This is a genomic window from Paraburkholderia sp., from assembly GCF_028283785.1.
Classification (GTDB): Bacteria; Pseudomonadota; Gammaproteobacteria; order Burkholderiales; family Burkholderiaceae; genus Paraburkholderia.
Window position 1 is genome coordinate 173,044 of record NZ_JAPWKB010000014.1, and the last position, 24,672, is coordinate 197,715.

At 61.1% G+C, this 24,672-nt stretch carries 17 protein-coding genes, 3 tRNA genes, 1 rRNA gene and 1 pseudogene; 18 read left to right on the plus strand and 4 right to left on the minus strand.

All coding sequences use genetic code 11. The features are described 5' to 3' along the window. From polA to PW947_RS16810, 3 genes are all read left to right on the plus strand, one after another. Complete coding sequence (gene polA, locus PW947_RS16800; RefSeq protein ID WP_299633476.1) at window positions 1-2,754, plus strand: DNA polymerase I; 2,754 nt, start codon at window positions 1-3, stop codon at window positions 2,752-2,754. 131 nt (window positions 2,755-2,885) lie between these two features. Beyond that, window positions 2,886-4,235, plus strand: a complete 1,350-nt coding sequence (locus tag PW947_RS16805) for an NAD(P)/FAD-dependent oxidoreductase (RefSeq protein ID WP_299633477.1) — start codon at window positions 2,886-2,888, stop codon at window positions 4,233-4,235. Between the two features lie 88 nt (window positions 4,236-4,323). Continuing rightward, the gene (locus PW947_RS16810; protein WP_299633478.1) at window positions 4,324-5,199 is read left to right on the plus strand and encodes a dienelactone hydrolase family protein; all 876 of its coding nucleotides are present in this window, start codon (window positions 4,324-4,326) and stop codon (window positions 5,197-5,199) included. Window positions 5,200-5,340: 141 nt separating this feature from the next. Here the strand turns inward: PW947_RS16810 and PW947_RS16815 are convergent, their stop codons facing one another. After that, on the minus strand, window positions 5,341-6,210 hold the full coding sequence (locus tag PW947_RS16815) for a sulfurtransferase (RefSeq protein WP_299633479.1): 870 nt from the start codon (window positions 6,208-6,210) through the stop codon (window positions 5,341-5,343). 160 nt (window positions 6,211-6,370) lie between these two features. Continuing rightward, on the minus strand, window positions 6,371-7,477 hold the full coding sequence (locus tag PW947_RS16820) for an aromatic ring-hydroxylating dioxygenase subunit alpha (protein ID WP_299633480.1): 1,107 nt from the start codon (window positions 7,475-7,477) through the stop codon (window positions 6,371-6,373). A gap of 299 nt (window positions 7,478-7,776) precedes the next feature. Between PW947_RS16820 and PW947_RS16825 the strand changes: the two genes are divergently transcribed. The 4 genes from PW947_RS16825 (at window position 7,777) to folE2 (ending at window position 11,923) form a co-directional block, all read left to right on the plus strand. Further along, a complete protein-coding gene (locus PW947_RS16825) occupies window positions 7,777-8,082 on the plus strand; it encodes an exodeoxyribonuclease VII small subunit (protein WP_299633481.1) in 306 nt (101 codons plus the stop codon). Then, entirely contained in the window at window positions 8,079-8,972 is an 894-nt protein-coding gene (locus PW947_RS16830; protein WP_299633482.1) for a polyprenyl synthetase family protein, read from the plus strand. The genes PW947_RS16825 and PW947_RS16830 overlap by 4 nt, the downstream gene beginning before the upstream one ends. Before the next feature lie 88 nt (window positions 8,973-9,060). Next, window positions 9,061-10,959, plus strand: coding sequence for a 1-deoxy-D-xylulose-5-phosphate synthase (gene dxs, locus PW947_RS16835; RefSeq protein ID WP_299633483.1), 1,899 nt, complete (start codon window positions 9,061-9,063; stop codon window positions 10,957-10,959). A 154-nt stretch (window positions 10,960-11,113) separates the two neighbouring features. Continuing rightward, the gene (gene folE2 / locus PW947_RS16840) at window positions 11,114-11,923 is read left to right on the plus strand and encodes a GTP cyclohydrolase FolE2 (RefSeq protein ID WP_299633484.1); all 810 of its coding nucleotides are present in this window, start codon (window positions 11,114-11,116) and stop codon (window positions 11,921-11,923) included. A gap of 77 nt (window positions 11,924-12,000) precedes the next feature. Here folE2 and tsaD read toward each other — a convergent pair whose 3' ends face one another. After that, window positions 12,001-13,029, minus strand: coding sequence for a tRNA (adenosine(37)-N6)-threonylcarbamoyltransferase complex transferase subunit TsaD (gene tsaD / locus PW947_RS16845; protein WP_299633485.1), 1,029 nt, complete (start codon window positions 13,027-13,029; stop codon window positions 12,001-12,003). Between the two features lie 142 nt (window positions 13,030-13,171). Here tsaD and PW947_RS16850 point away from each other — a divergent pair, with 142 nt between their 5' ends. The 8 genes and pseudogenes from PW947_RS16850 (at window position 13,172) to PW947_RS16885 (ending at window position 21,214) form a co-directional block, all read left to right on the plus strand. Further along, window positions 13,172-14,389, plus strand: a complete 1,218-nt coding sequence (locus PW947_RS16850; protein ID WP_299633486.1) for an NAD(P)/FAD-dependent oxidoreductase — start codon at window positions 13,172-13,174, stop codon at window positions 14,387-14,389. A gap of 77 nt (window positions 14,390-14,466) precedes the next feature. Beyond that, window positions 14,467-14,669, plus strand: a pseudogene (gene rpsU / locus PW947_RS16855) (30S ribosomal protein S21). Window positions 14,670-14,912: 243 nt separating this feature from the next. Then, a complete protein-coding gene (locus tag PW947_RS16860) occupies window positions 14,913-15,359 on the plus strand; it encodes a GatB/YqeY domain-containing protein (protein WP_299633487.1) in 447 nt (148 codons plus the stop codon). A 125-nt stretch (window positions 15,360-15,484) separates the two neighbouring features. Beyond that, window positions 15,485-17,347: a DNA primase gene (dnaG, locus tag PW947_RS16865; protein WP_299633488.1), complete on the plus strand. Its 1,863-nt coding sequence runs from the start codon at window positions 15,485-15,487 to the stop codon at window positions 17,345-17,347. Between the two features lie 108 nt (window positions 17,348-17,455). After that, window positions 17,456-19,849 carry an RNA polymerase sigma factor RpoD gene (gene rpoD, locus PW947_RS16870; RefSeq protein ID WP_299633489.1) on the plus strand — a complete coding sequence of 798 codons (2,394 nt, stop codon included), beginning with the start codon at window positions 17,456-17,458 and terminating at the stop codon, window positions 19,847-19,849. 174 nt (window positions 19,850-20,023) lie between these two features. Continuing rightward, window positions 20,024-20,111: transfer RNA gene (locus tag PW947_RS16875), tRNA-Ile, on the plus strand. A gap of 293 nt (window positions 20,112-20,404) precedes the next feature. Then, window positions 20,405-20,668 (plus strand): PepSY domain-containing protein, encoded by a 264-nt coding sequence (locus PW947_RS16880; RefSeq protein ID WP_299633490.1) that lies wholly within the window; start codon window positions 20,405-20,407, stop codon window positions 20,666-20,668. 15 nt (window positions 20,669-20,683) lie between these two features. Continuing rightward, the gene (locus PW947_RS16885; protein WP_299633491.1) at window positions 20,684-21,214 is read left to right on the plus strand and encodes a cytochrome b/b6 domain-containing protein; all 531 of its coding nucleotides are present in this window, start codon (window positions 20,684-20,686) and stop codon (window positions 21,212-21,214) included. Window positions 21,215-21,464: 250 nt separating this feature from the next. Here PW947_RS16885 and PW947_RS31260 read toward each other — a convergent pair whose 3' ends face one another. After that, the gene (locus tag PW947_RS31260; RefSeq protein WP_366146128.1) at window positions 21,465-21,890 is read right to left on the minus strand and encodes a DUF4148 domain-containing protein; all 426 of its coding nucleotides are present in this window, start codon (window positions 21,888-21,890) and stop codon (window positions 21,465-21,467) included. 695 nt (window positions 21,891-22,585) lie between these two features. Between PW947_RS31260 and PW947_RS16895 the strand changes: the two genes are divergently transcribed. From PW947_RS16895 to PW947_RS16905, 3 genes are all read left to right on the plus strand, one after another. Further along, window positions 22,586-24,116 (plus strand): 16S ribosomal RNA (locus PW947_RS16895). 66 nt (window positions 24,117-24,182) lie between these two features. After that, window positions 24,183-24,259 (plus strand) — tRNA-Ile (locus tag PW947_RS16900). A 55-nt stretch (window positions 24,260-24,314) separates the two neighbouring features. Beyond that, window positions 24,315-24,390 (plus strand) — tRNA-Ala (locus PW947_RS16905). The last annotated feature ends 282 nt before the right edge of the window (window positions 24,391-24,672 follow it).

The window sequence follows — 24,672 nt, forward strand, 5'->3', positions numbered from 1 at the left end:
ATGCCTGAAGAACAAGTCCTGCGAACTAAGCTGGAAGGTAAGACCCTGCTATTGGTCGACGGCTCAAGCTACTTATACCGGGCTTACCACGCGATGCCCGACCTTCGTGGCCCCGATGGACAACCCACCGGCGCGCTGTACGGCATCATCAATATGCTTCGTCGCATGCGCAAAGAAGTTACTGCAGAGTATAGCGCGTGCATATTCGATGCAAAGGGCAAAACATTTCGTGACGACTGGTATCCAGACTATAAGGCCAACCGTCCGTCGATGCCTACCGATCTCTCGCAACAGATCGAACCGATTCACGTCGCGGTGCGCGCGCTCGGCTGGCCGTTGCTGATGATCGAAGGCGTCGAGGCCGACGACGTGATCGGCACGCTCAGCACGCAAGCCGAAAAACTCGGCATGAACGTGGTCGTGTCGACCGGCGACAAAGACCTCGCGCAGCTCGTCTCCGATCATGTCACCCTCATCAATACGATGACCAACGAAACGCTCGACCGCGCCGCGGTGCTCGCCAAATTCGGCGTGCCGCCGGAGCGCATCGTCGACTATCTGTCGCTGGTCGGCGATACGGTCGATAACGTACCGGGCGTCGAGAAATGCGGGCCGAAAACGGCGGTCAAGTGGCTCACGCAATACGACAGCCTCGATGGCATCGTCGCACATGCGGCCGAGATCAAAGGTGCGGTAGGAGACAATCTGCGGCGTGCACTCGATTTCCTGCCGATGGCGCGCAAGCTCGTCACCGTGGAACGCGAATGCGATCTCACGGGTCACATGATCTCGATCGACGAGACGCTCGAAACGCGTGCCGAGTCGCGCGAGGAACTGCGCGACGTGTTCACCCGCAGCGGCTTCAAGACGTGGCTGCGCGAAGTGGAAATCGCCGATGCGGTGGAAGGCCCGGAAACCGACGTGCCGCCCGCACCGACCATCGAAGTGGAACGCCATTACGACACGGTGCAAACGTGGGAACAGTTCGATGCGTGGCTCGCGAAAATCGAGGCCGCCGAACTCACCGCGTTCGATACCGAAACGACCTCGCTCGATCCGATGCAGGCGCAACTGGTCGGCTTGTCGTTCGCTGTCGAAGCGGGCAAGGCTGCGTACGTGCCGGTCGCGCATCGCGGGCCGGACGCGCCGCAGCAACTGCCGCGCGACGAAGTGCTGGCGAAGCTGAAGCCGTGGCTCGAAAGCGCTGCGCACAAGAAGGTCGGTCAGCATATGAAGTACGACGAGCAGGTGCTCGCGAATTACGGCATCGAACTGGCCGGCGTGGAGCACGATACCCTGCTCGAATCGTACGTGGTCGAGTCGCACCGCACGCACGATATGGACAGCCTCGCGCTGCGTCATCTCGGCCTGAAAACCATCAAGTACGAAGAGGTGTGCGGCAAGGGCGCAAGCCAGATCGGCTTCGATGAAGTCGCACTCGAACAGGCGTCGTCCTATGCGGCGGAAGACGCGGACATCACGCTGCGTCTGCATCAGACCTTGTATCCGCAAGTGTCCAAAGAGACCTCGCTCGATTACGTCTATCGCGAGATCGAAATGCCGACCTCGCGCGTGTTGCGCAAGATGGAGCGCACCGGCGTGCTGATCGACACGGAGAAACTGCGCACGCAAAGCACGGAGATTGCCGCGCGTCTGATCCAGCTGGAAAGCGAAGCGTACGTGCTGGCAGGCGGCGAATTCAATCTCGGTTCGCCGAAGCAGATCGGCCAGATTTTTTTCGAAAAGCTGGAGTTGCCGGTCGTCAAGAAGACGCCGAGCGGCGCACCGTCCACCGACGAAGAAGTGCTGCAAAAACTCGCGGAAGACTATCCGCTGCCGAAGATCCTGCTCGAACATCGCGGCCTGTCGAAGCTCAAATCCACGTACACCGACAAGCTGCCGCGGATGGTCAACGCCGCCACCGGCCGCGTGCATACGAACTATGCGCAAGCGGTAGCGGTGACCGGGCGGCTCGCGTCGAACGATCCGAACCTGCAAAACATTCCGGTGCGCACCGGCGAAGGCCGCCGGATTCGCGAGGCGTTCATCGCGCCGCCGGGATTCAAGCTGGTGTCCGCCGACTACTCGCAGATCGAGTTGCGCATCATGGCGCATATCTCCGGCGACGAATCGTTGTTGCGCGCATTCGCGCAAGGCGAGGACATTCACCGCGCCACCGCCGCTGAAATTTTCAGCGTGACGCCGCTCGAAGTGTCGAGCGATCAGCGGCGGGTCGCGAAGGTGATCAACTTCGGGCTGATCTACGGGATGAGCGCGTTTGGTCTCGCGGCGAATCTCGGCATCACGCGCGACGCGGCGAAGCTGTATATCGACCGCTATTTCGCGCGTTATCCGGGCGTTGCTCGTTATATGGACGAAACGCGTTTGAACGCCAAGGCCAAGGGTTATGTCGAAACCGTGTTCGGACGGCGTCTGTGGCTGCCGGAAATCAACGGCGGCAACGGTCCGCGTCGTCAGGCGGCGGAGCGCGCGGCCATCAACGCGCCGATGCAAGGCACGGCCGCCGACCTGATCAAGCTGTCGATGATCGCCGTGCAGAAGTGGCTCGAAGACACGCCGACCGGCGCACGGATGATCATGCAGGTTCACGATGAACTGATCCTCGAAGTGCCGGACGCGGAGTTGTCGAACGTGCGCAAGCGCCTGCCGGAACTGATGTGCGGCGTCGCCACGCTCAAGGTGCCGCTGGTCGCGGAAGTGGGCGCGGGCGCGAACTGGGAGGAAGCGCACTGATCGTGATCTGCGCGCCCGCCCCGCGAGCAGCGTTTTACCCGGCTTGTCGCAACCGGTGCTGTTCGCGGACAATCGTCGGGACGGCTTGGCCGTCCCGATGCAGGTAACGATCGACCGACACGGAGAATCTCATGCACCGTTTTATCGTGGTTGGTGGGGGCGCAGGTGGATTGGAACTCGCGACACGGCTTGGCGACAGGTTCGCGCCGCGCAAGAGCAAAGGCTTCGCACGGGCGCAAATCACGCTCGTGGACCGCAACCCGACGCACATCTGGAAGCCGCTGCTGCATGAGGTCGCGGCGGGCAGCATGGACCCGTTCACCCATCAACTCGAATACGCGGCGCAAGCGCGCTGGCACGGCTTCGAGTTTCAGCAGGGCGAACTCGCCGGCATCGACCGCGCGGCGAAACGCATCACGCTGGCGGCCGTCGCGGACGACGACGGCGCCGAACTTCTCCCCCGACGCGAACTGGAATACGACACGCTGATCGTCGCGATCGGCAGTACGACGGCGTTTTTCGGCGTGCAGGGCGCGCCCGAATATTCGCTTGCGCTCGATACCGTCGGTCAGGCCGAGCGCTTTCGCAAACGTCTGATCGCGGCGTGCATGCGCGCCGAGCATCAGGTCCACGAACCGGTCGAATCGGTGCCGGGCACGGCGGTCACGAGCGAGCCGCGGATTCAGGTGGCGATCGTCGGCGGCGGCGCGACCGGCGTCGAACTGTCTGCGGAATTGCGCAATACGGCGCAGGTGCTGGCCGCGTACGGGCTGCATAACCTCGACCCGCGTCACGACGTGGGCATCGTGCTGATCGAAGCCGGGCCGCGTATCTTGCCGGCTTTGCAGGAGCGGGTATCGACCGCGACGGCCGAGTTGCTGACCAAGCTCGGCGTCAAACTGATGATCGGCGAAACGGTCGCCGAAGTTGCGCCGGGCGTGGTTCGCACCAAGAGCGGCAAGGTCGTGCGCGCCGATCTGACGGTATGGGCGGCCGGTATCAAGGCGCCGCCCATTCTGGGTCAACTGGACGGCCTGACGGTCAACCGGCTCGGCCAGCTCGACGTGCGCCGCACGCTTCAAACCACGCTCGACGACAATATTTTCGCGCTCGGCGATTGCGCCGCCTGCGCGTGGCCGGGCAACGAGCGCAACGTGCCGCCGCGCGCGCAAGCCGCGCACCAGCAAGCCAGTTTTCTGCTGAAGGCGCTGACCTGCCGCCTCGAAAACAAGCCTTTGCCCGAGTTCACGTATCGCGATTTCGGCTCGCTGGTGTCGCTCGGGCATTTCAGCGCGGTCGGCAATCTGATGGGCGGCGTGATCGGCGGGAACATGCTGATCGAAGGGCTGTTCGCGCGTTTCATGTACATGTCGCTGTACCGGCTGCATATCGCGGCGCTGCACGGCTATCCGCGGATGATGCTCGATACCTTCGCCCACTGGCTGCGGCGCACGACGTTGCCGCGCGTGAAGTTGCATTGACGTTGCATCGACGTCGCATCGCCGCTCCGGCGTATGCTGACGCCTTTACGTTGCTGTCCGCTTTCATTGATCATTCGAGGAGCGCTGCATGCTGAAGCCCGAAGTCGACGTTCTCGTTCCCCACGTGCCGTTCGATCGGCGCACGTTCATCAAGGCCGCGCTCGGGACCGGCTTCGCGGCGGCGGTACTGCCGGTGTCCGCGCAAACCGTCCATACCGATAGCGACGGTCTCGAAGCCGGCGAAATCGGTATTCACGCGAAAGACGGCGTGCTGGTGCCGGCGTATCGCGCGCAGCCGAAGGGCAAGATGCATTTGCCGGTGATCATCGTGATCCATGAGATTTTCGGGGTTCACGAACATATCGCCGACGTCTGCCGGCGCTTCGCGAAACAGGGTTATCTGGCCATTGCGCCAGACCTGTACACGCGTCAGGGCGACGCGTCCGTTTATCCGACCATCCAGCAGTTGAGCGAGCAACTGGTCAGCAAGGTGCCGGACGAGCAGGTGTTGTCCGATATCGATTCGACGGTTGCATGGGCCGGCGAGCACGGTGGCAATCTGGACAAGGTCGGAATCAACGGCTTTTGCTGGGGCGGCCGGATCACGTGGCTGTATGCGGAGCGCAATCCGCGCGTGAAGGCGGGCGTGGCGTGGTACGGGCGCGTGGTGGGGGCGAAGAATGCGATGACGCCGGCCAATCCGCTCGACCGAGTTGCGGATCTGCATGCGCCGGTGCTGGGTCTGTACGGGCGCCAGGATCAGAGCATTCCGCAAGACACGCTCGAGCAGATGAAGGCGGCGATTGCGCAAGGTCCGCAAGCGGGGCGCGGGTCGCAGTTCGTCGTGTACGACGACGCGGGGCACGCGTTCTTTGCGGATTACCGGCCGAGTTACAAGAAGGCCGATGCAGAAGATGGCTGGCGTCGCGCGCTGGCGTGGTTCAGGCAGCACGGCGTGGCCTGACGGGAGCTGAGTTGGGTTGACGCGCGTTGACGCGTGGTGGAACGAGAAAGGGCGCATCGACGATGCGCCCTTTCTGTTTGTTCTGCCGGTACGGCTCGGGGTTGACGCGGAAAGCGGATTCAACCCGGCCGCGCCTCGACGTTAGGGCGTCGGTCCGGTTGCGACCGGACGCGACGGATCGGACGTCCATTCGCTCCACGAGCCGGGATACAGCGCCGCGCCATGCAGCCCGGCGACTTCCATCGCCAGCAGGTTGTGACATGCGGTCACGCCCGAACCGCATTGCAGAACCACGCGTTCGACCGGCGTATCGGCGAGCACCACGCCGAATTCCTCGCGCAGCGAATTCGCAGGCTTGAAGCGTCCGTCGGCGGCGAGGTTGTCCTTGAAGAAACGGTTGCGCGCGCCCGGAATATGGCCGCCGACACGATCCAGCGTTTCGTTCTCGCCGCGATACCGGTCGGCCGCGCGCGCATCGACGATCACGCGTTCGCCGCTGGCCAGATTGCGCTCGACCGCTTGTGCGTCGATCGTCACCGCGAGCGGCGCGGCGGCCTTGAAGTCGCCCGCACGCTCGACGGGGACGTCTTGCGTCAGCGGCTGGCCGGCCGCTTCCCACGCGGCCAGTCCGCCGTCCAGCACCGCGACCGCGTCGTGACCCAGCCAGCGCAGCATCCACCACAGGCGTGCCGCGTACATGCCGCCTTGCGCGTCGTACGCGACCACTTGCTGCCCGTGCTTCAAGCCGTGCGACGCGAACGTTTCCACCAGCGTGGCACGTTCCGGCAACGGATGACGGCCGTTCGTGCCGGACTTCACGCCCGACAGATCGCGATCGAGATGAAGATAGTGCGCGCCGGGCAGATGACCCGCGCCGTACGCGGTTTCGCCGGCCTGAAGGTCCGCCAGATCGAACCGGCAATCGACGACGAAGACGCTGTCCGGCGCGGCCGCGAGCCGCTCGGCGAGGTTCGTCGCGGAAATCAGAGTGGTGTAGTGAGTGTGAGGCATGACGGCTCCTGATGCGGGTGCGTGCCTGTGCGCCTGTGTGGGAGTTCCGGGCGCAGCCGACCCTTGTGGTAAGTCTAAACAAAAAAAGACGGGCTTAAAGCCCGTCTTTCATTGGACAACCCGGCGTGCGCAGCGCTGAGCCGAAGCGCCGCGCGACACCTCAAATGTGGCCGAGTTCGCGCCGCAAAAACTCGTGGAAGTGCTGCATGCCGTCTTCCATCGGGCTCTGATACGGGCCAACCTGCGATTCGCCGCGCATCATCAGCGCACGGCGACCGGCGTCCATCCGCTCGGCGATTTCGTCGTCTTCGCGGGCGGTTTCCATGTAGGCGGCACGCTCGGCTTCGACGAATTCGCGTTCGAACAGCGCGATTTCTTCAGGGTAATAAAACTCGACGACGTTCGTGGTCTGCTGCGGGCCGCGCGGAATCAACCACGACACGACCAGCACATGCGGATACCACTCGATCATGATGCCCGGGTAGTAGACCATCCAGATCGCGCCGAACTCGGGCGGCTTGCCGCCACGGAAGCGTAAGACCTCGTCGTGCCATTTACGGTACGTCGGGCTGCCGGGCTTCTCGAGATCCTTGTGGACACCGACCGTCTGAACGCTGTACCAGTCGCCGAATTCCCACGTCAGGTCGTCGCACGAGACGAAGCTGCCGAGTCCTGGATGGAACGGCACGACGTGGTAATCCTCGAGATAGACCTCGATGAAGGTCTTCCAGTTGTAGTTGCATTCATGGACCTCGACGTGATCGAACATGAAGCCCGAGAAGTCGAAGTGTTGCTTGGTGCCGAGGCGCGCGAGGTCGTGCGCGACATCGCGCCCCTGGGCTTCGAACAGCAGGCCCTGCCAGTTCTGCAACGGCGTGGCGCCGAGGTTCAGACACGGATTGTCCGCAAAATGCGGTGCGCCGAGGAGCTGGCCGTTCAGGTCATACGTCCAGCGGTGCAGCGGGCAGACGATGTTCTCGGTCTGGCCGCGGCCGTTGAGCATGATGGCCTGCCGGTGACGGCACACGTTCGACAGCAATTCGACTTGCGACTGCTGGTTACGGACGAGCACGCGCCCCTCGCTTTCGCTGGGCAAGGCAAAATAATTCCCCGCTTCCGGCACCATGAGATCGTGCCCGACATAACGAGGACCTTTTTTGAAAAGGGTGTCGATTTCGCGCTGTAGAAGCGCTTCGTCAAAGTAAGCCGTGACTGGCAGCTGGCTGTGGACAGACCGCAACTGCAATGCATTGCTCAGATTGGACATTCCCACTCCCGTGAAGACGTGAAAGCAGTGAACAACCCAACCATCGATGGATTCGATTTAGGGAGCCCGCGATTATACCCGTTTCCCCTTGTATGGGGCGCTTAGGTCGTTGATAAGTGCCTGATTTGGGTCCGAAATGGCCGGTAAGTTCGCGGTTTCTGCAAGATGGCCCCAAGTTTTTTCGGCGGAGGTCGGGCGGTGGCCGGAAAGCGTTACCAGTAGGGAATGCGCCGCCGAACGGATCGGAAATATCTCTTTTGCCGTAGAATGTCCGACTTGTTTTAATTTTGCGATCGTTCATGGCGAAGACTGCACCCAAGGATCCTGCTGCCGAGTCGGCTACCGCCGACACCGCGCCGCTGCCCGAGAATTACGAATCAGCGCTCGCGGAGCTGGAAGGGCTCGTCGCCCGTATGGAAGGCGGCAGCCTGAGCCTTGAGGAATCGCTCGCGGCTTACCGGCGCGGTGCGACGCTGGTGGCGTTTTGCCAGCAGCAACTGGAGAAAGTCGAGCAGCAGGTTCGCGTGCTCGACGGCGAAACCCTGAAGCCGTTGCCCATGAACACCGCAGCCACAGCCGCTGATGACAGCGGGGATGACCTATGACTTTCGAACAATGGACGCGTGCCGTGCTGGCGCGTGTCGAGACGGCCCTCGAACACTATCTGCCGACCGCCGAAACGGCGCCGGCAACGCTGCATGAGGCGATGCGCTATGCCGTGCTCGGCGGCGGCAAGCGCGTTCGTCCGCTGCTATGCCACGCGGCCGGCGAGTTGACCGGCGCGTCGGCGGAAAGTCTCGATGCGGCAGCGGCGGCGCTGGAAATGATCCACGTGTACTCGCTGGTGCACGACGACATGCCCTGCATGGACGACGACGCGCTGCGTCGCGGCAAGCCTACGGTACACGTCAAATATGACGAGCCGACGGCATTGCTGGTCGGCGACGCGCTGCAATCGCAGGCGTTCGTGGCGTTGACGTCGGACGTGCTGGCGCCCGCGCAACAGGCTGCGCTGGTGCGGGAACTGGCGCTCGCCAGCGGCTCGATCGGGATGGCCGGCGGCCAGGCGATCGATCTCGCGAGCGTCGGTCTCAAACTGACGCGCGAACAGCTCGAAACGATGCACCGGCTCAAGACCGGCGCATTGCTGCGTGCCGCTGTGCGCATGGGCGCGCTGGCCGGCGCCGGATCGAACGACGCGCCCGACGCGAATGCGATGCGTTCGCTCGACGCTTATGCTGCCGCCGTGGGTCTCGCGTTCCAGGTCGTCGACGATATTCTCGACGTGACGACTGATTCCGCGACGCTCGGCAAAACCGCAGGCAAGGACGCGAAGGACGGCAAGCCGACCTACGTGTCGATCATCGGTCTCGATGCGTCCCGCGCGCTGGCTGCGCAGCTCCGCAGCGATGCCCATGCCGCGCTCGCGCCTTTCGGCGACCGGGCGCAGCGACTTGCCGAACTGGCCGATCTGGTAGTTAACCGGGTTAGCTGAACGCGAAAGCCCGCCGCCGCACGCGCTGTCCCCACAAGGCCGTGTGAATGAAGTGCGGGCGCGTGAGTTTTCCTACAATGGAACGACGATGTACGACTTGCTGAAAACCATCGACGACCCGGCGGCCTTGCGCCGCCTCGATCGCCGCCAACTGCAGCCCCTCGCGGACGAGCTGCGCGCCTTCGTGCTCGACAGCGTGTCGCAGACGGGCGGCCATCTGTCGTCCAATCTGGGCACGGTCGAACTGACCATCGCGCTGCATTACGTGTTCGACACGCCGCGCGACCGGATTGTCTGGGACGTCGGCCATCAAACCTATCCGCACAAGATCCTGACGGGTCGCCGTGACCAGATGCATACGCTGCGTCAGCGCGGCGGCATCTCCGGCTTCCCGCGCCGCGACGAGTCCGAATACGACACGTTCGGCACCGCGCACTCCAGCACGTCGATTTCGGCTGCGCTCGGCATGGCGGTCGCCGGCAAGCTGCAAGGCGACAACCGGACGGGCATCGCGGTGATCGGCGACGGCGCGATGACGGCCGGCATGGCTTTCGAAGCGTTGAACAACGGCGGCGTCGAAGACGACGTGCCGCTGCTGGTGATCCTGAACGACAACGATATGTCGATCTCGCCGCCGGTCGGCGCGCTGAATCGCCATCTGGCGCGTCTGATGTCGGGCCGTTTCTACGCGGCCGCACGTGCCGGCGTCGAACGCGTGCTGCGCGTCGCGCCGCCGATGCTCGACCTCGCGCGCAAGCTCGAAGAGCACGCGAAGGGCATGATCGTGCCGGCGACGCTATTCGAAGAGTTCGGCTTCAATTACATCGGCCCGATCGACGGTCACGATCTCGACTCGCTGATTCCGACGCTGCAAAACATCAAGGAACTGCGCGGTCCGCAATTCCTGCACGTCGTCACGAAGAAGGGTCAAGGCTACAAGCTGGCCGAAGCCGACCCCGTGCTGTATCACGGCCCGGGCAAGTTCAATCCGGCCGAAGGCATCAAGCCGTCCACCGCGCCGTCGAAGAAGACGTACACGCAGGTGTTCGGCGAATGGCTGTGCGACGCCGCTGAACTGGATGCACGCGTGATCGGCATTACGCCGGCCATGCGTGAAGGCTCGGGCATGGTCGAGTTCGAAAAGCGCTTCCCGGACCGCTATTTCGACGTCGGTATCGCCGAACAGCACGCGGTCACCTTCGCGGGCGGTCTCGCGGCCGAAGGCATGAAGCCGGTCGTCGCGATCTACTCGACGTTCCTCCAACGCGGTTACGACCAGTTGATCCACGACGTCGCGCTGCAAAACCTGCCGGTCGTGTTCGCGATCGATCGCGCGGGTCTGGTCGGCGCGGACGGCGCGACGCACGCGGGTGCGTACGATCTGGCCTTCCTGCGCTGCATTCCGAACATGACGGTGATGGCGGCGTCGGACGAAAACGAATGTCGTCAGATGCTGTACACGGCGCTTCAGCAGCCTAATCCGACGGCGGTGCGTTATCCGCGCGGCGCGGGCACGGGCGTGGCGACGGTCAAGCAGATGACCGAAATTCCGGTCGGAAAGGGCGAAATTCGCCGCGAAAGCACGCAGCAGGCTGGCAAGCGCATCGCCATTCTGGCGTTCGGTACGATGGTCGCGCCGTCGCTGGCCGCTGCCGAGCAACTGGATGCAACCGTCGCGAACATGCGCTTCATCAAGCCGATCGACGCCGATCTGGTCCGCGAACTGGCTGAATCGCACGATGCGCTCGTCACGATCGAAGAAGGTTGCGTGATGGGCGGCGCGGGCTCCGCGTGCGTCGAAGCACTGCTGGCTGCCGGGCTGTCGAAGCCGGTGCTGCAACTCGGTTTGCCCGACCGCTTCATCGATCATGGCGATCCGGCCAAGCTGCTCGCCGAATGCGGCCTCGACGGCGCGGGTATCGCCAAGTCGATCCGCGACCGTTTCCCCGACAACGCCGCAGGCAAGTCGGTCAAGCGCGTCGCCTGAGTCAGACGGTGATGTCGTATGCGCCTCGCGGCGGGTACGGCGTTTCGCAACTCGAATTTGAACCGATGAACCCACGGGTTCATCATGCGACGCCGGCTTTTGCCGGCGTTCGACTTTCCGGGCCCAGCTATCGCGGTCCGCGAGGAACACAAACATGAACCAGATGAATCCCGCTTTCGTGATGCCCGACGTGCAAAGCACGCCCGATACGCGTCAGATTCCGATTCAGCGCGTGGGCGTGAAGGCCGTCCGTCATCCGCTGACGGTGCGCATGCCCGACGGTTCGGCGCAACCGAGCGTCGGAACCTGGAATCTCGACGTGCATCTGCCTGCCGAAGTGAAGGGCACGCACATGTCGCGCTTCGTCGCGCTGCTCGAAGAAAACAAGGCGCCGCTCGAACCTGCAACTTTCCGCACGATGCTGGCGTCGATGCTCGACAAGCTCGAAGCGGAAGCGGGTCGGATCGAAGTGTCGTTTCCGTACTTCGTCAACAAGACCGCGCCGGTGTCCGGTGTGCAAAGTTTGCTCGATTATGAAGTCACGTTGACCGGCGATACGCGCAATAACGTCACGCGCGTGTTCCTGAAAGTGCTGGTGCCGGTGACGAGCCTGTGCCCGTGCTCGAAGAAGATTTCCCAATATGGCGCGCACAACCAGCGCTCGCATGTGACCATCAACGCCGAGTTGATTGACGACGTTCCGGTCGAAGATCTGATCAAGATCGCCGAAGAAGAAGCATCTTGCGAACTTTGGGGCTTGCTGAAGCGTCCGGATGAGAAGTTCGTGACCGAGCGTGCGTACGAAAATCCGAAGTTTGTCGAAGATCTTGTTCGCGATGTCGCGGTTCGCCTGAATGCGGATGCGCGGATCGTCGCGTACACCCTCGAAGCCGAGAACTTCGAGTCGATTCACAATCACAGCGCATACGCGGTGATCGAGCAAGACAAGCGTTTGGCGCAGTAAGCCGCGTTATCGCAGCATGTTGACGTGAAAACGGCCGCGAAAGCGGCCGTTTTTCATTTCGAGGCGAGTTGTTCAGCCTAGCGCGCGAGCGACGTCAGATCCCAGCGCGGTTTGACCGTGAACGCGTAATCCTTGTCGGCCTGATCGGGCCAGCGTTGCAGACGCAGCGCGCCCGCGAGCGCGATCATCGCGCCGTTGTCGGTGCACAGCGACAGATCCGGGTAATGCACGTTGAAGCCACGGCGTTTCGCGGCCGTCGACAACGCGTCGCGCAACTGACGGTTCGCGCCGACTCCGCCCGCGACGACCAGCCGCTTCAACCCGGTCTTCTTGAGCGCCGCCAGCGACTTCGCGGCCAGCACATCGACGGCTGCATCGACGAAACCGCGCGCCAGATCGGCCTTCGACTGGTCGCAGATGTTGGCGCCCCCGAGCTTCTTCACATGGGTCAGAACCGCGGTCTTCAGTCCGCTGAAGCTGAAATCGAGATCGCCGGAATGCAGCATGGGGCGCGGCAGATTGACGACGCCGGGCGTGCCGAATTCCGCCATCCGCGATACTTCCGGTCCGCCGGGATAGCCGAGGCCGAGCAGTTTCGCGGTCTTGTCGAAGGCTTCGCCTGCCGCGTCGTCGAGCGTTTCGCCGAGCGTTTCGTACACGCCGACATCCGTGACGCGCATTAATTGCGTGTGTCCGCCCGACACCAGCAACGCGACGAACGGAAACGGCGGCGGTTCGTCGACCAGCAACGGCGACAACAGATGCCCTTCGAGGTGGTGAATGCCGATAGTCGGTTTGTCCCACGCCATCGCCAGCGCGTTCGCGACGCTCGCGCCGACCAGCAGCGCGCCCGCGAGCCCCGGACCTTGCGTGAACGCGATCGCGTCGATGTCGTCGCGCTGCGTGCCGGCGCGTTGCATCACTTCTTCGAGCAGCGGCAACGCGCGCCGGATGTGGTCGCGCGACGCCAGTTCCGGCACCACGCCGCCATATTCGCGATGCATCGCAATCTGCGAATGCAACGCGTGCGCGAGCAGGCCGCGCTCGGTGTCGTAGAGCGCGAGACCGGTTTCGTCGCAGGAGCTTTCGATGCCGAGAACAAGCATGATCGGGGAACGGAATCCAGGGCTGGCAGGCGTTCGCGAGGTGTAAAAAGCCCGTCGCAACGCGCCTGCAAAGTGAAAAGGCAAGCCTGAAAGTATAGCAGCGCGGGCATCGTGCCGCTGGTCGGCAGGTACAATGCGCGCCATGAAATCCTTCGATATCGCGGTGATCGGCGCAGGCGCGGCCGGCATGATGAGCGCGGCCGTGGCCGGCCAGTTGGGCCGGCGTGTCGTGCTGATCGACCATTCGGCCCGCCTCGCGGAAAAAATCCGCATCTCCGGCGGCGGTCGCTGCAACTTTACGAATCTGTATGCGGGGCCGGCGAACTATCTGTCGGCGAATCCGCATTTTTGCCGTTCCGCGCTGGCCCGCTACACGCCGCGCGATTTCATGGCGCTGCTGAAAAAGCATCGCGTGACCTGGCACGAGAAACACAAAGGCCAACTGTTCTGCGATCAGTCCAGCGACGCCGTGATCGATGTGTTGAAGGCCGAGTGCGACGCGGGCGGCATCGAGTGGCGTCGTCCGCTGGCGGTCGAGCAGGTGCGTCACGACGATGCCGCCGGTTTCACGCTCGATACCCAAAGCGGCCCGATTCACGCGCGCGCGCTGATCGTCGCGACGGGTGGCCTGTCGATCCCGAAGATCGGTGCAACCGATTTCGCGTATCGCCTCGCCAAGCAGTTCGGCCACAAGCTGATCGACACGCGTCCGGCGCTGGTCCCGCTAACCTTCTCCGCCACCGACTGGGCGCCGTTTTCGGCACTGTCGGGCCTGTCGCTGGAGACGCAACTGGCCACGGGCAACAAGAAGAACGGCGCCGAGTTCGTCGAGGATTTGTTGCTGACGCATCGGGGGCTGTCCGGCCCCGGCGTGTTGCAGATTTCGAGCTACTGGCAGCCGGGCGATCCGGTGCGCATCAATCTTTTGCCGGAGAAGGATGCGACATCGGCGCTGATCGAAGCGAAAGGCGGCACGAAGCGGCAAATTGCCAATCTGCTCGCAGAGTGGGTGCCGTCGCGGCTCGCGCACGTGTGGCTCGAAACGCATCAGGTGCCGCTCGATGCGCGCGTCGCGGATTTGCCGGACAAGACGCTTCGGAAGATCGGCGACGCGCTGTCCGGCTGGACGCTGACGCCGAACGGCACGGAAGGCTACAAGAAGGCCGAAGTGACGCGCGGTGGCGTCGATACGCGCGAACTGTCGTCCGCGACCATGATGAGCGCGCGCGTGCCCGGCCTGTTCTTCGTCGGCGAGGCGGTGGACGTCACGGGATGGCTCGGCGGCTACAACTTTCAGTGGGCCTGGGCATCGGGCGTTGCGGCCGGCCAGGCGGCTGTGGAGCACGTCCGGCAGGCCTGACGGGCCGGTCGCTGTATGGGAAACGTCTGATATACTCATTAACGGTTACGAAGTTCCGTTATTGAAAAACAACGGCGATCCGCGTAAAAGATAACGAGGCTTTTGAAGTCGCCATCCGACATTTCAAACGCCCGATCGAAAAGACAGAACGGGTGTCCGACTGTCGTGTGCGCAGGTTCTGCGAAAAACCGGTCGCCGCGCGGAAACGCAATAAGCGGCAGCGGTAAGGCGTCATTTCAGGTGTCTGCGCAGCCAGATGCTGCGCAGGAAGTTTTGCTGATTCTGTCGTGCCGCATGCCAAATGCGTACTGCGGCGGCGCGACTCAACCGGTGCAGCGCGGTCCGTTGCATCGTACGGAAACCAGGCCGTCAAGGCCGCCCCGGTAAGGCCGCATCCACACCGCGAATACGCGCAACCCGCTTGAGGAGGCTGTCCCAAGCGGGTTTTTGTCTTTTATCCCGAGACGTCGCGGTGTGTGCAGCCAGTGCCGGTTTTTTCAAATCCAACGTATTCAGGTGAGTGATGAGTCTCAAAGACCGGATCAACGACGATATGAAAGCCGCCATGCGCGCCCGCGAAACCGGCCGCCTCGGCACGGTCCGCCTGCTGCTCGCGGCAGTCAAGCAACGTGAAGTCGACGAACGCGTGACGCTCGACGACGCCGCGATCACCGCTGTCATCGACAAGATGATCAAGCAGCGCAAGGACTCGATCAGCCAGTTCGAAGCCGCCGGCCGCGCCGATCTGGTCGCGCAGGAGCAAGCGGAACTCGAGGTGCTGGCCGCGTATATGCCGGCCCAGCTGTCCGACGCGGAAGTCGCCGCCGAGGTCGATGCGGCGATTGCGCAAGTGGGCGCGAGCGGTCCGCAAGACATGGGCAAGGTGATGGGCGTGCTGAAGCCGAAGCTCGCCGGCCGCGCCGACATGACGGCGGTATCCGGTCTGGTGAAGGCCGCGCTGTCGAAATAAGCGCCACGCGCGGAGCATTCCGCGCGCTTTTCTCAGGGTTCGCAAACCCACGTTTCTTCCCAGGTCTGGGCGGCCGCGATTTTTGCGCTCGTGCAGACTGACGTTTTCAAGGCAGCGCCGTCAACGTGATTCCGCATTCGTTCCTTCAGGATCTGCTCAACCGCATCGATATCGTCGATGTGGTGGGGCGGTATGTGCAGCTGAAAAAGGGCGGCGCAAACTTTATGGGCTTGTGCCCGTTCCATAACGAGAAAAGCCCGTCGTTCACCGTCAGTCCCACCAAGCAGTTCTATCACTGCTTCGGTTGCGGCGCGCACGGCACGGCCATCGGCTTTCTGATGGAACACGCGGGGCTGAGCTTCCCCGAAGCCGTCAACGATCTCGCCCAGGGCGCAGGTCTGACGGTGCCGAACGAGCCTTCGTCGATCGGCGGCGGGGGCGGCGGCTATGCGCCGGCTGCGTCGAAAGCCGTCACGGTTGCGTTGTCCGACGTGATGCAAACCGCTTGCGACTTCTATCGCAAGCAATTGCGCGGCGCGCCCGGTGCGATCCAGTATCTGAAAAAGCGCGGCCTGACCGGCGAAATCGCGCAGCGGTTCGGCCTCGGCTATGCGCCGGACGGCTGGCAAAACCTCGAAACCGCATTCCCGAATTACAAGGACGACACGCTGGTCGAATCCGGACTCGTGATCGTCAGCGAGAAATCCGACGCGCAAGGTCAGAACCGGCGTTACGACCGGTTCCGCGAGCGGATCATGTTCCCGATCCGCAATGTCAAAGGGCAGGTCATCGGCTTTGGCGGGCGCGTGCTGGACAGCGGCGAACCGAAATATTTGAATTCGCCGGAAACACCGCTATTTAACAAGGGTAGCGAGCTGTACGGCCTGTTCGAAGCGCGTCTCGCGATTCGCGAAAAGCAGTACGCGCTGGTGGTCGAAGGCTATATGGACGTCGTCGCGCTGGCCCAGCTCGGGTTTCAGAACGCGGTCGCGACGCTCGGAACAGCGTGTACGCCGGTTCACGTACAGAAATTGCTGCGTCAGACGGATACAGTCATTTTCAGCTTCGACGGCGATTCGGCCGGACGACGCGCTGCACGGCGTGCGCTCGACGCGTGCCTGCCGCATGCCGCGGACAATCGCGTGATCCGTTTCCTGTTTTTGCCGTCCGAACACGATCCGGACAGCTACGTGCGCGAATTCGGCACCGACGGTTTCGCCGAACAGGTCGAGCGCGCGATGCCGCTGTCGCAGTTCATGCTGAACGAGGTGCTGGCGGGCAAGGAACTGGATCAACCGGAAGGCCGGGCGCGCGCGCTGTTCGACGCGAAGCCTTTGCTGCAGGCCTTGCCGGCGAATGCGCTGCGCGCGCAGATCATGCATATGTTCGCGGATCGGCTCGACGTCCCGTTCGACGAAGTCGCCGCGTTATGCGAAGTCGATTCACGTATCGCGGCGGTCGCGCGGAAAGCGCCGGCGCGTAAAGACCGGCGCAGCGTGACCGGCATCGAGGAAAAGACGCTGCGCAATCTCGTGATGCATCCGCGAACGGTCGCGATGCTCGACGAGGAAGCGGAGCACGCATTGCTGAGCGTGACGCGTCACGGCGAACTGTTTGAAGAAGTGACGACGCATGCCCGCGCGCTGGGCGATGCAGCGGAATTCCAGTTGCTGTCGGACCTGTTGCGTAATGGCGCAAACGCCCCGACTTTCGAGGAAATCTTTCGCAAAATTCTGGACTATGATGAAAACGTTCGGGATTTACTGCTGAAAGACCCGGAGGATGCGACCGTTATCGAGCAACGGCACGAGCAGGAGAGGATTGTCGGCGAGGAATTAATCGCCGCTATTCTGAAGATGCGATATGACGCTTATTGCGAGCGTCTGGACCAGCTTTCGCGGCAATCGCGGCATACGCCTGAGGAATTCGCGGAACTGGCGGATCTGAATCGCAAGCGGGCCGAGATGAAACGGCAGCTCGGGCTGTGATCTGGAAGGCTTGGAGGCGGATGCTACAATAAAAAGTTCTCAGCGGTTTGTTTTTCAGATTTTCCAGGTTTCCAGATTTTTGCAGGCAAATGGCTAAAGGCGATTGCAATGGCAAAGACGGCAGGCGGGAAGAAAGCGACAGGCACGCGCTCCGACGAGCAGACCACTTCGGTCACCCAAGCCACGTCAGCTTCCACTTCCTCTAAAAACACGTCTCCCGTTTCGGCCAGAACGATCGCCCGTAAACCATCCTCGACCACTTCGGCTACGAAAGCGGCGCCGGTAACGCAGGCGCAAGCCGACTATTCCGAAGCGGAGGGGGCAGGTGCGAGAAGCGCAAGGGAAGCCACTGCCGCGCAGGACGATGCGGCAGTGAGCGATACTTTTGTATCCACGGTTCAAACGGCTGTCGTCCAGCAGCCGCGAGTCGAGACTACAGCCGGTACGGCGAACTCCATGACGAAAAAGCTGAACGAAGCACCCGTCGATGACGACGCAACCACCCAGAGCGAAGAAGCTGTGGCCGTTCCGGGCAAAGTCGAAAAGGTCAAGGCACGCGACCGTCGCGCGAAGGAAAAGGCCCTGTTGAAAGACGCGTTTGCGTCGAGTTCACCGGGCACGGTCGAAGAGATCGAGGAGCGGCGCGGCAAACTCCGCGCGCTGATCAAGCTCGGCAAGGAACGCGGTTTTCTGACCTACGCGGAAATCAACGATCACCTGCCGGACAACTTCACCGAAACCGAGGCGATCGAAGGCATCATCAGCACGTTCAACGACATGGGCGTGGCTGTGTACGAGCAGGCGCCCGATGCCGAAACGCTGCTGCTGAACGACAACGCGCCCGCTGCTTCGTCGGACGACGAAGTCGAGGAAGAAGCGGAAGTCGCGCTCTCTACCGTCGATTCCGAATTCGGCCGCACTACGGATCCCGTGCGCATGTACATGCGTGAAATGGGCACGGTGGAACTGCTGACGCGCGAAGGCGAAATCGAAATTGCCAAGCGCATCGAAGATGGCCTGAAGCACATGGTGATGGCCATTTCCGCGTGCCCGACGACCATCGCCGACATCCTCGCCATGGCCGAGCGCGTCGCGAACGAAGAGATCCGTATCGATGAGTTGGTCGACGGTCTGATCGACGCCAACGCGGAAGATGCGGACGGCTTCTCCGAGCAGGAAGCCGAAGCGATCGAGAGCGAAGGCGAGGAAGAAGAAGAGTCCGAGTCCGACGAGGAAGAGGAAGAAGACGACGGCACCGCGCAGGCCACCGCCAACGCGGCGCAGATGGAAGCGCTGAAGCGCGCGTCGCTCGAAAAGTTCGCGATGATCAGCGAATGGTTCGACAAGATGCGTCGCGCGTTCGAGAAGGAAGGCTACAAGTCGAAGTCGTATCTGAAGGCGCAGGAGACCATCCAGAACGAGCTGATGTCGATTCGCTTCACTGCACGTACCGTCGAGCGTCTGTGCGACACGTTGCGCGCGCAGGTCGACGAAGTGCGTCAGGTCGAACGTCAGATTCTGCATACGGTGGTCGACAAGTGCGGCATGCCGCGCGCCGAGTTCATCGCGCGTTTCCCGGGCAGCGAGACGGATCTGGAATGGGCGGACAAGATCGTCGGCGAAGGTCACGCATACAGCGCGATCCTCACGCGTAACATCCCGGCCATTCGCGAGCAGCAACAACGTCTGCTCGACTTGCAGGCGCGCGTCGTGTTGCCGTTGAAAGACCTGAAGGAAACCAACCGTCAGATGGCGGCCGGTGAACTGAAGGCGCGTCAGGCCAAGCGTGAAATGACCGAGGCCAATCTGCGTCTGGTTATTTCCATCGCGAAGAAGTACACGAACCGTGGCTTGCAGTTCCTCGACCTGATCCAGGAAGGCAATATCGGCCTGATGAAGGCGGTGGACAAGTTCGAATATCGTCGCGGCTACAAGTTTTCGACTTACGCCACGTGGTGGATCCGTCAGGCCATCACACGTTCGATCGCGGACCAGGCGCGTACCATCCGGATTCCGGTTCACATGATCGAAACGATCAACAAGATGAACCGTATTTCGCGTCAGATCTTGCAGGAAACCGGTCTCGAACCGGACCCGGCAACGCTGGCTGAAAAGATGGAAATGCCGGAAGACAAGATCCGCAAGATCATGAAGATCGCGAAGGAACCGATCTCGATGGAAACGCCGATCGGTGACGACGACGATTCGCATCTGGGCGATTTCATCGAGGACAACAACACGGTCGCGCCGGCCGACGCCGCATTGCACGCCAGCATGCGCGACGTGGTGAAGGACGTGCTCGACTCGCTGACGCCGCGTGAAGCGAAAGTGTTGCGGATGCGTTTCGGTATCGAGATGAGCACCGATCACACGCTCGAAGAAGTGGGCAAACAGTTCGACGTGACGCGTGAACGGATCCGTCAGATCGAGGCAAAAGCGCTGCGCAAGCTGCGTCACCCGAGCCGTTCCGACAAGCTGAAATCGTTCCTCGAAGGCAATTGATCGCGCGTCGATCATCCTTCGATCAACGATGTGCGCCGCGTGATTCGATGCGGTAAAAATAAGGGCTTCCAGTTCGTTTCGCGCCAGCGAAGCGGTCCCGGAAGCCCTTTTTTCGTGTAGTATGTCGGCCAGTTTTAGCGAAAGGGCCCGGCCTTGCTGTCGGGTCTTTTTGTTGGGCCGGACGCCGTGCTGGTTGCAGGCAGCGGACTCATAATCCGCCTCCGAAAGGACACCGTCGGTTCGAATCCGACCCGGCCCACCAAGAACGACGAAGCCTGGTGCTGACTGTCGTTCACCATCTGATCAACGGGCACGTTTCCCGTCGTCAGGTGATCAGGTTTGACGTCTCTACGGCTTCGTCTGAAGCCACACTATCCGCCCGTCCTGTTGTCTTGACGAGCCGCGTCATGCGTCGTCATGTGCGGTCGCTATCCGCGGTGTCTACGTCGTTTCCTACAGTCAACTGGTCCATTACTTAAAACTTACATCAATCTTGCGATTGCATTTCGCTGCAAGTACAGTGGGCATTCGACCAATCAGTTGACGAGGTGGCGAATGTTCCGGTTTCTGACATTACTGGTGGCGCTGGGCATGTCCGGCGTGGCGTTTGCGAAGGCCGATTGCACAGCCCATCCCAAGGACGAATGGATCAAGGAGTCCGACGCGCGTGCGCAGCTTGAAGCGCAGGGCTACAAGATCAGGAAGTTCAAGGTCGACGGCCACTGCTACGAGATCTATGGTCATAACAAGGAAGGCAAGAAGGTCGAGATTTACTACGACACCAAGACGCTCGCCGTCGTGAAGTCGGAAATCGACTAAAGCCGGGTCGACGCGATGCCCGTTAAAACCTGGGACATTAGCGTGCGGTTCACGCACTGGACCGTCGCGGGGATCGTCGTATGGAACCTGTTTGGTCCGACAGATCAGGCGCATCGCGTCCTCGGTTATATCGCCGCGGGGCTCGTTGTGTTTCGGGTCATTTGGGGATTTGTCGGCACGCGGTATGCGCGGTTTTCAGCGTGGTGGCCTACGGCCGCGCATCTCGCGGAATATCTTCGGTCGCTCGCCGTGGGCAAGCCGATACGTCATCTATCGCATAACCCGCTCGGTGCATTGATGGCCATTGCGCTATGGCTGCTGGTCATCGGGTTGGCGGTGAGTGGATGGATGATGCGGCTGGACGCGTTCTGGGGTGAAGACTGGCTGGAGGGGCTTCACACCGCGTTGTCCGTGGCGTTGCAAGTCTGCGTGTGTGCGCATATCGTCGCCGCGATCGTGATGAGTCTATGGACGCGGGATAATCTCATTGGTGCAATGCTGACTGGTTTCAAGCGTGACGTTGACGATAACAATACGCGGCGTTAGCGCGTCGTTTATCTGTCGGGGCGATTGTTATTTTGCGCACTAAAGACTTTAAGACTGGAGTCTTAGGCTGGCGGGTTTGTTGTTTGCATCACGCGTCGTTTCGGGTTGCGCTGCTAAGCGAATAACTTTCTTAACGTGACAGTCTCGCGAGTCCACAAACTGCAAGCGGGTCGCGCCAGTGTCTGCATTGAATCGACCTTTAGCGTGATTCACCGGCATGCATTTATCCGGCGACGTTGCGGCTTCGTTATCACACACCAGATGTCCGGCGTCCGGAACATCGAGCGTCCGCGTCCACTGAGATAGCAGTTGCGGACGCGCTAGAGGCGGCGTAGCCGGCGCTTACGTCGCCAACGATCTGTGGGGTCAATGGCCCGAATACAGCGTGGTGCGTCGTCGTCACGGCTTGGAAGCCCGACTGCGACGAGCCGCTCATTACGCCGCCATAAGCGTTCGACGTGATGGTCTGGTGTGTTGCGACTTTCGCTTCCGCGGCCTGGATGTCGGCCGGATAGTTCGCTTCCGCGGCACTCGCTCGATAACCGACCTGTTCGAGTCGGACAAGATCGGCGCGGACTTCTGCGTGTGTCGGCGAGACGCTGGAGACTTGTGCGCTGACTAGCATCGGGAGCGCCATAGCGCAGCTAAGAGCGATTGCCTGGATCAGTGCTTTCATGATGTGACCTCGTGAAGAATGGTTTGCGTGGATACGGCACCTGGCTGTGTCGTCCACTGCATCCGGCGTGATGTCGCCGGCTTGTGATGCAAATGCGGTGAACGTGAAGCCATTCTGCGCGGCCGCTGCTGTCCGGACTCTGACTCGTCGATTACAGGTTTGTTATCCGCGCCGTGTGCGTTGCACACGGGCGAGCGCTGTCGAAGACAGGCGCGTGTGCCGCTGCGTCGTATGGCTGATGCGAGTCGCTTCGCATGTGGCGGAGCGGGTGCTTGATCTGCGCTCTGGTGCCGTTGGGAGTCGACGTTCTTTGGATGCCGGGAGCCTTAGGCGCATCGCTAGACGCGAGTGCGCTTAGGCCTAAAGAAGGCGCTCAGAATTATTTTTCAAAAGACGCTTGACGAAGTCTGAGCCAGTATTCATAATTCGCCTCCCTTCTGCTGAGGGGCGAACAAAAGGAAGTAGCAACGCAGTACTTTTGTGTCGAATTGATCTTTAAAAATTAACAGTCGATAAGTGTGGGCGCTTGATGGCGACGCTGGCCGGATTCTTCGGAGTCTGGCGTAAAAGCGAAAGTATCAAGTCTCACACAGTAATGAAAGGAAGGTTTGGCCGTCGCAAGATGGCTGGATCATTCGTCAGTACGTTGAGTGAGCGACCGGTTCTTAACGGAACCGAAAAACAGTAACAGGTTTGAACTGAAGAGTTTGATCCTGGCTCAGATTGAACGCTGGCGGCATGCCTTACACATGCAAGTCGAACGGCAGCACGGGAGTAATCCTGGTGGCGAGTGGCGAACGGGTGAGTAATACATCGGAACGTGTCCTGGAGTGGGGGATAGCCCGGCGAAAGCCGGATTAATACCGCATACGCTCTACGGAGGAAAGGGGGGGATCTTAGGACCTCTCGCTCAAGGGGCGGCCGATGGCAGATTAGCTAGTTGGTGGGGTAAAGGCCTACCAAGGCGACGATCTGTAGCTGGTCTGAGAGGACGACCAGCCACACTGGGACTGAGACACGGCCCAGACTCCTACGGGAGGCAGCAGTGGGGAATTTTGGACAATGGGCGCAAGCCTGATCCAGCAATGCCGCGTGTGTGAAGAAGGCCTTCGGGTTGTAAAGCACTTTTGTCCGGAAAGAAAACCATTCGGTTAATACCTGGGTGGGATGACGGTACCGGAAGAATAAGCACCGGCTAACTACGTGCCAGCAGCCGCGGTAATACGTAGGGTGCAAGCGTTAATCGGAATTACTGGGCGTAAAGCGTGCGCAGGCGGTCCGCTAAGACAGATGTGAAATCCCCGGGCTTAACCTGGGAACTGCATTTGTGACTGGCGGGCTAGAGTATGGCAGAGGGGGGTAGAATTCCACGTGTAGCAGTGAAATGCGTAGAGATGTGGAGGAATACCGATGGCGAAGGCAGCCCCCTGGGCCAATACTGACGCTCATGCACGAAAGCGTGGGGAGCAAACAGGATTAGATACCCTGGTAGTCCACGCCCTAAACGATGTCAACTAGTTGTTGGGGATTCATTTCCTTAGTAACGTAGCTAACGCGTGAAGTTGACCGCCTGGGGAGTACGGTCGCAAGATTAAAACTCAAAGGAATTGACGGGGACCCGCACAAGCGGTGGATGATGTGGATTAATTCGATGCAACGCGAAAAACCTTACCTACCCTTGACATGTACGGAACCTGGCTGAGAGGTCGGGGTGCCCGAAAGGGAGCCGTAACACAGGTGCTGCATGGCTGTCGTCAGCTCGTGTCGTGAGATGTTGGGTTAAGTCCCGCAACGAGCGCAACCCTTGTCCCTAGTTGCTACGCAAGAGCACTCTAGGGAGACTGCCGGTGACAAACCGGAGGAAGGTGGGGATGACGTCAAGTCCTCATGGCCCTTATGGGTAGGGCTTCACACGTCATACAATGGTCGGAACAGAGGGTCGCCAACCCGCGAGGGGGAGCCAATCCCAGAAAACCGATCGTAGTCCGGATCGCACTCTGCAACTCGAGTGCGTGAAGCTGGAATCGCTAGTAATCGCGGATCAGCATGCCGCGGTGAATACGTTCCCGGGTCTTGTACACACCGCCCGTCACACCATGGGAGTGGGTTTCACCAGAAGTAGGTAGCCTAACCGCAAGGAGGGCGCTTACCACGGTGGGATTCATGACTGGGGTGAAGTCGTAACAAGGTAGCCGTATCGGAAGGTGCGGCTGGATCACCTCCTTTCCAGAGCTTCAGCATCAAAGTTGAGCGCTCACGCTTATCGGCTGTGAATTTGAAAGACAGACTCAGGGGTCTGTAGCTCAGTCGGTTAGAGCACCGTCTTGATAAGGCGGGGGTCGATGGTTCGAATCCATCCAGACCCACCAATGTCTTGTCTGGTGTGGCTGATCGGCGAAGTTCCCCTGTGTGATGTATGTGACTGGGGGATTAGCTCAGCTGGGAGAGCACCTGCTTTGCAAGCAGGGGGTCGTCGGTTCGATCCCGTCATCCTCCACCAATCTTCAATGCTGGTTTATCTGGCGCAGGCATTTAAACGTGCTGGCGGTTCAGTGAAACAAGCATTGGCGATTGAGCCAGTCAGTAAAGATAGGCGGTTATAGCAACCGCATTATCGGCTGTCGTTCTTTAACAATCAGGAAGAAGTAGTAAAGAGATTCACGAAAGGACATCTAGAGATGGGTGGCCGAGTAGGTGAATCAGGGTTGTGATTGTATCAATGTATGAAAAGGTGATCGAAAGATTGCCTTGGAATACGGCGCAACACGAATACTCAACCTGT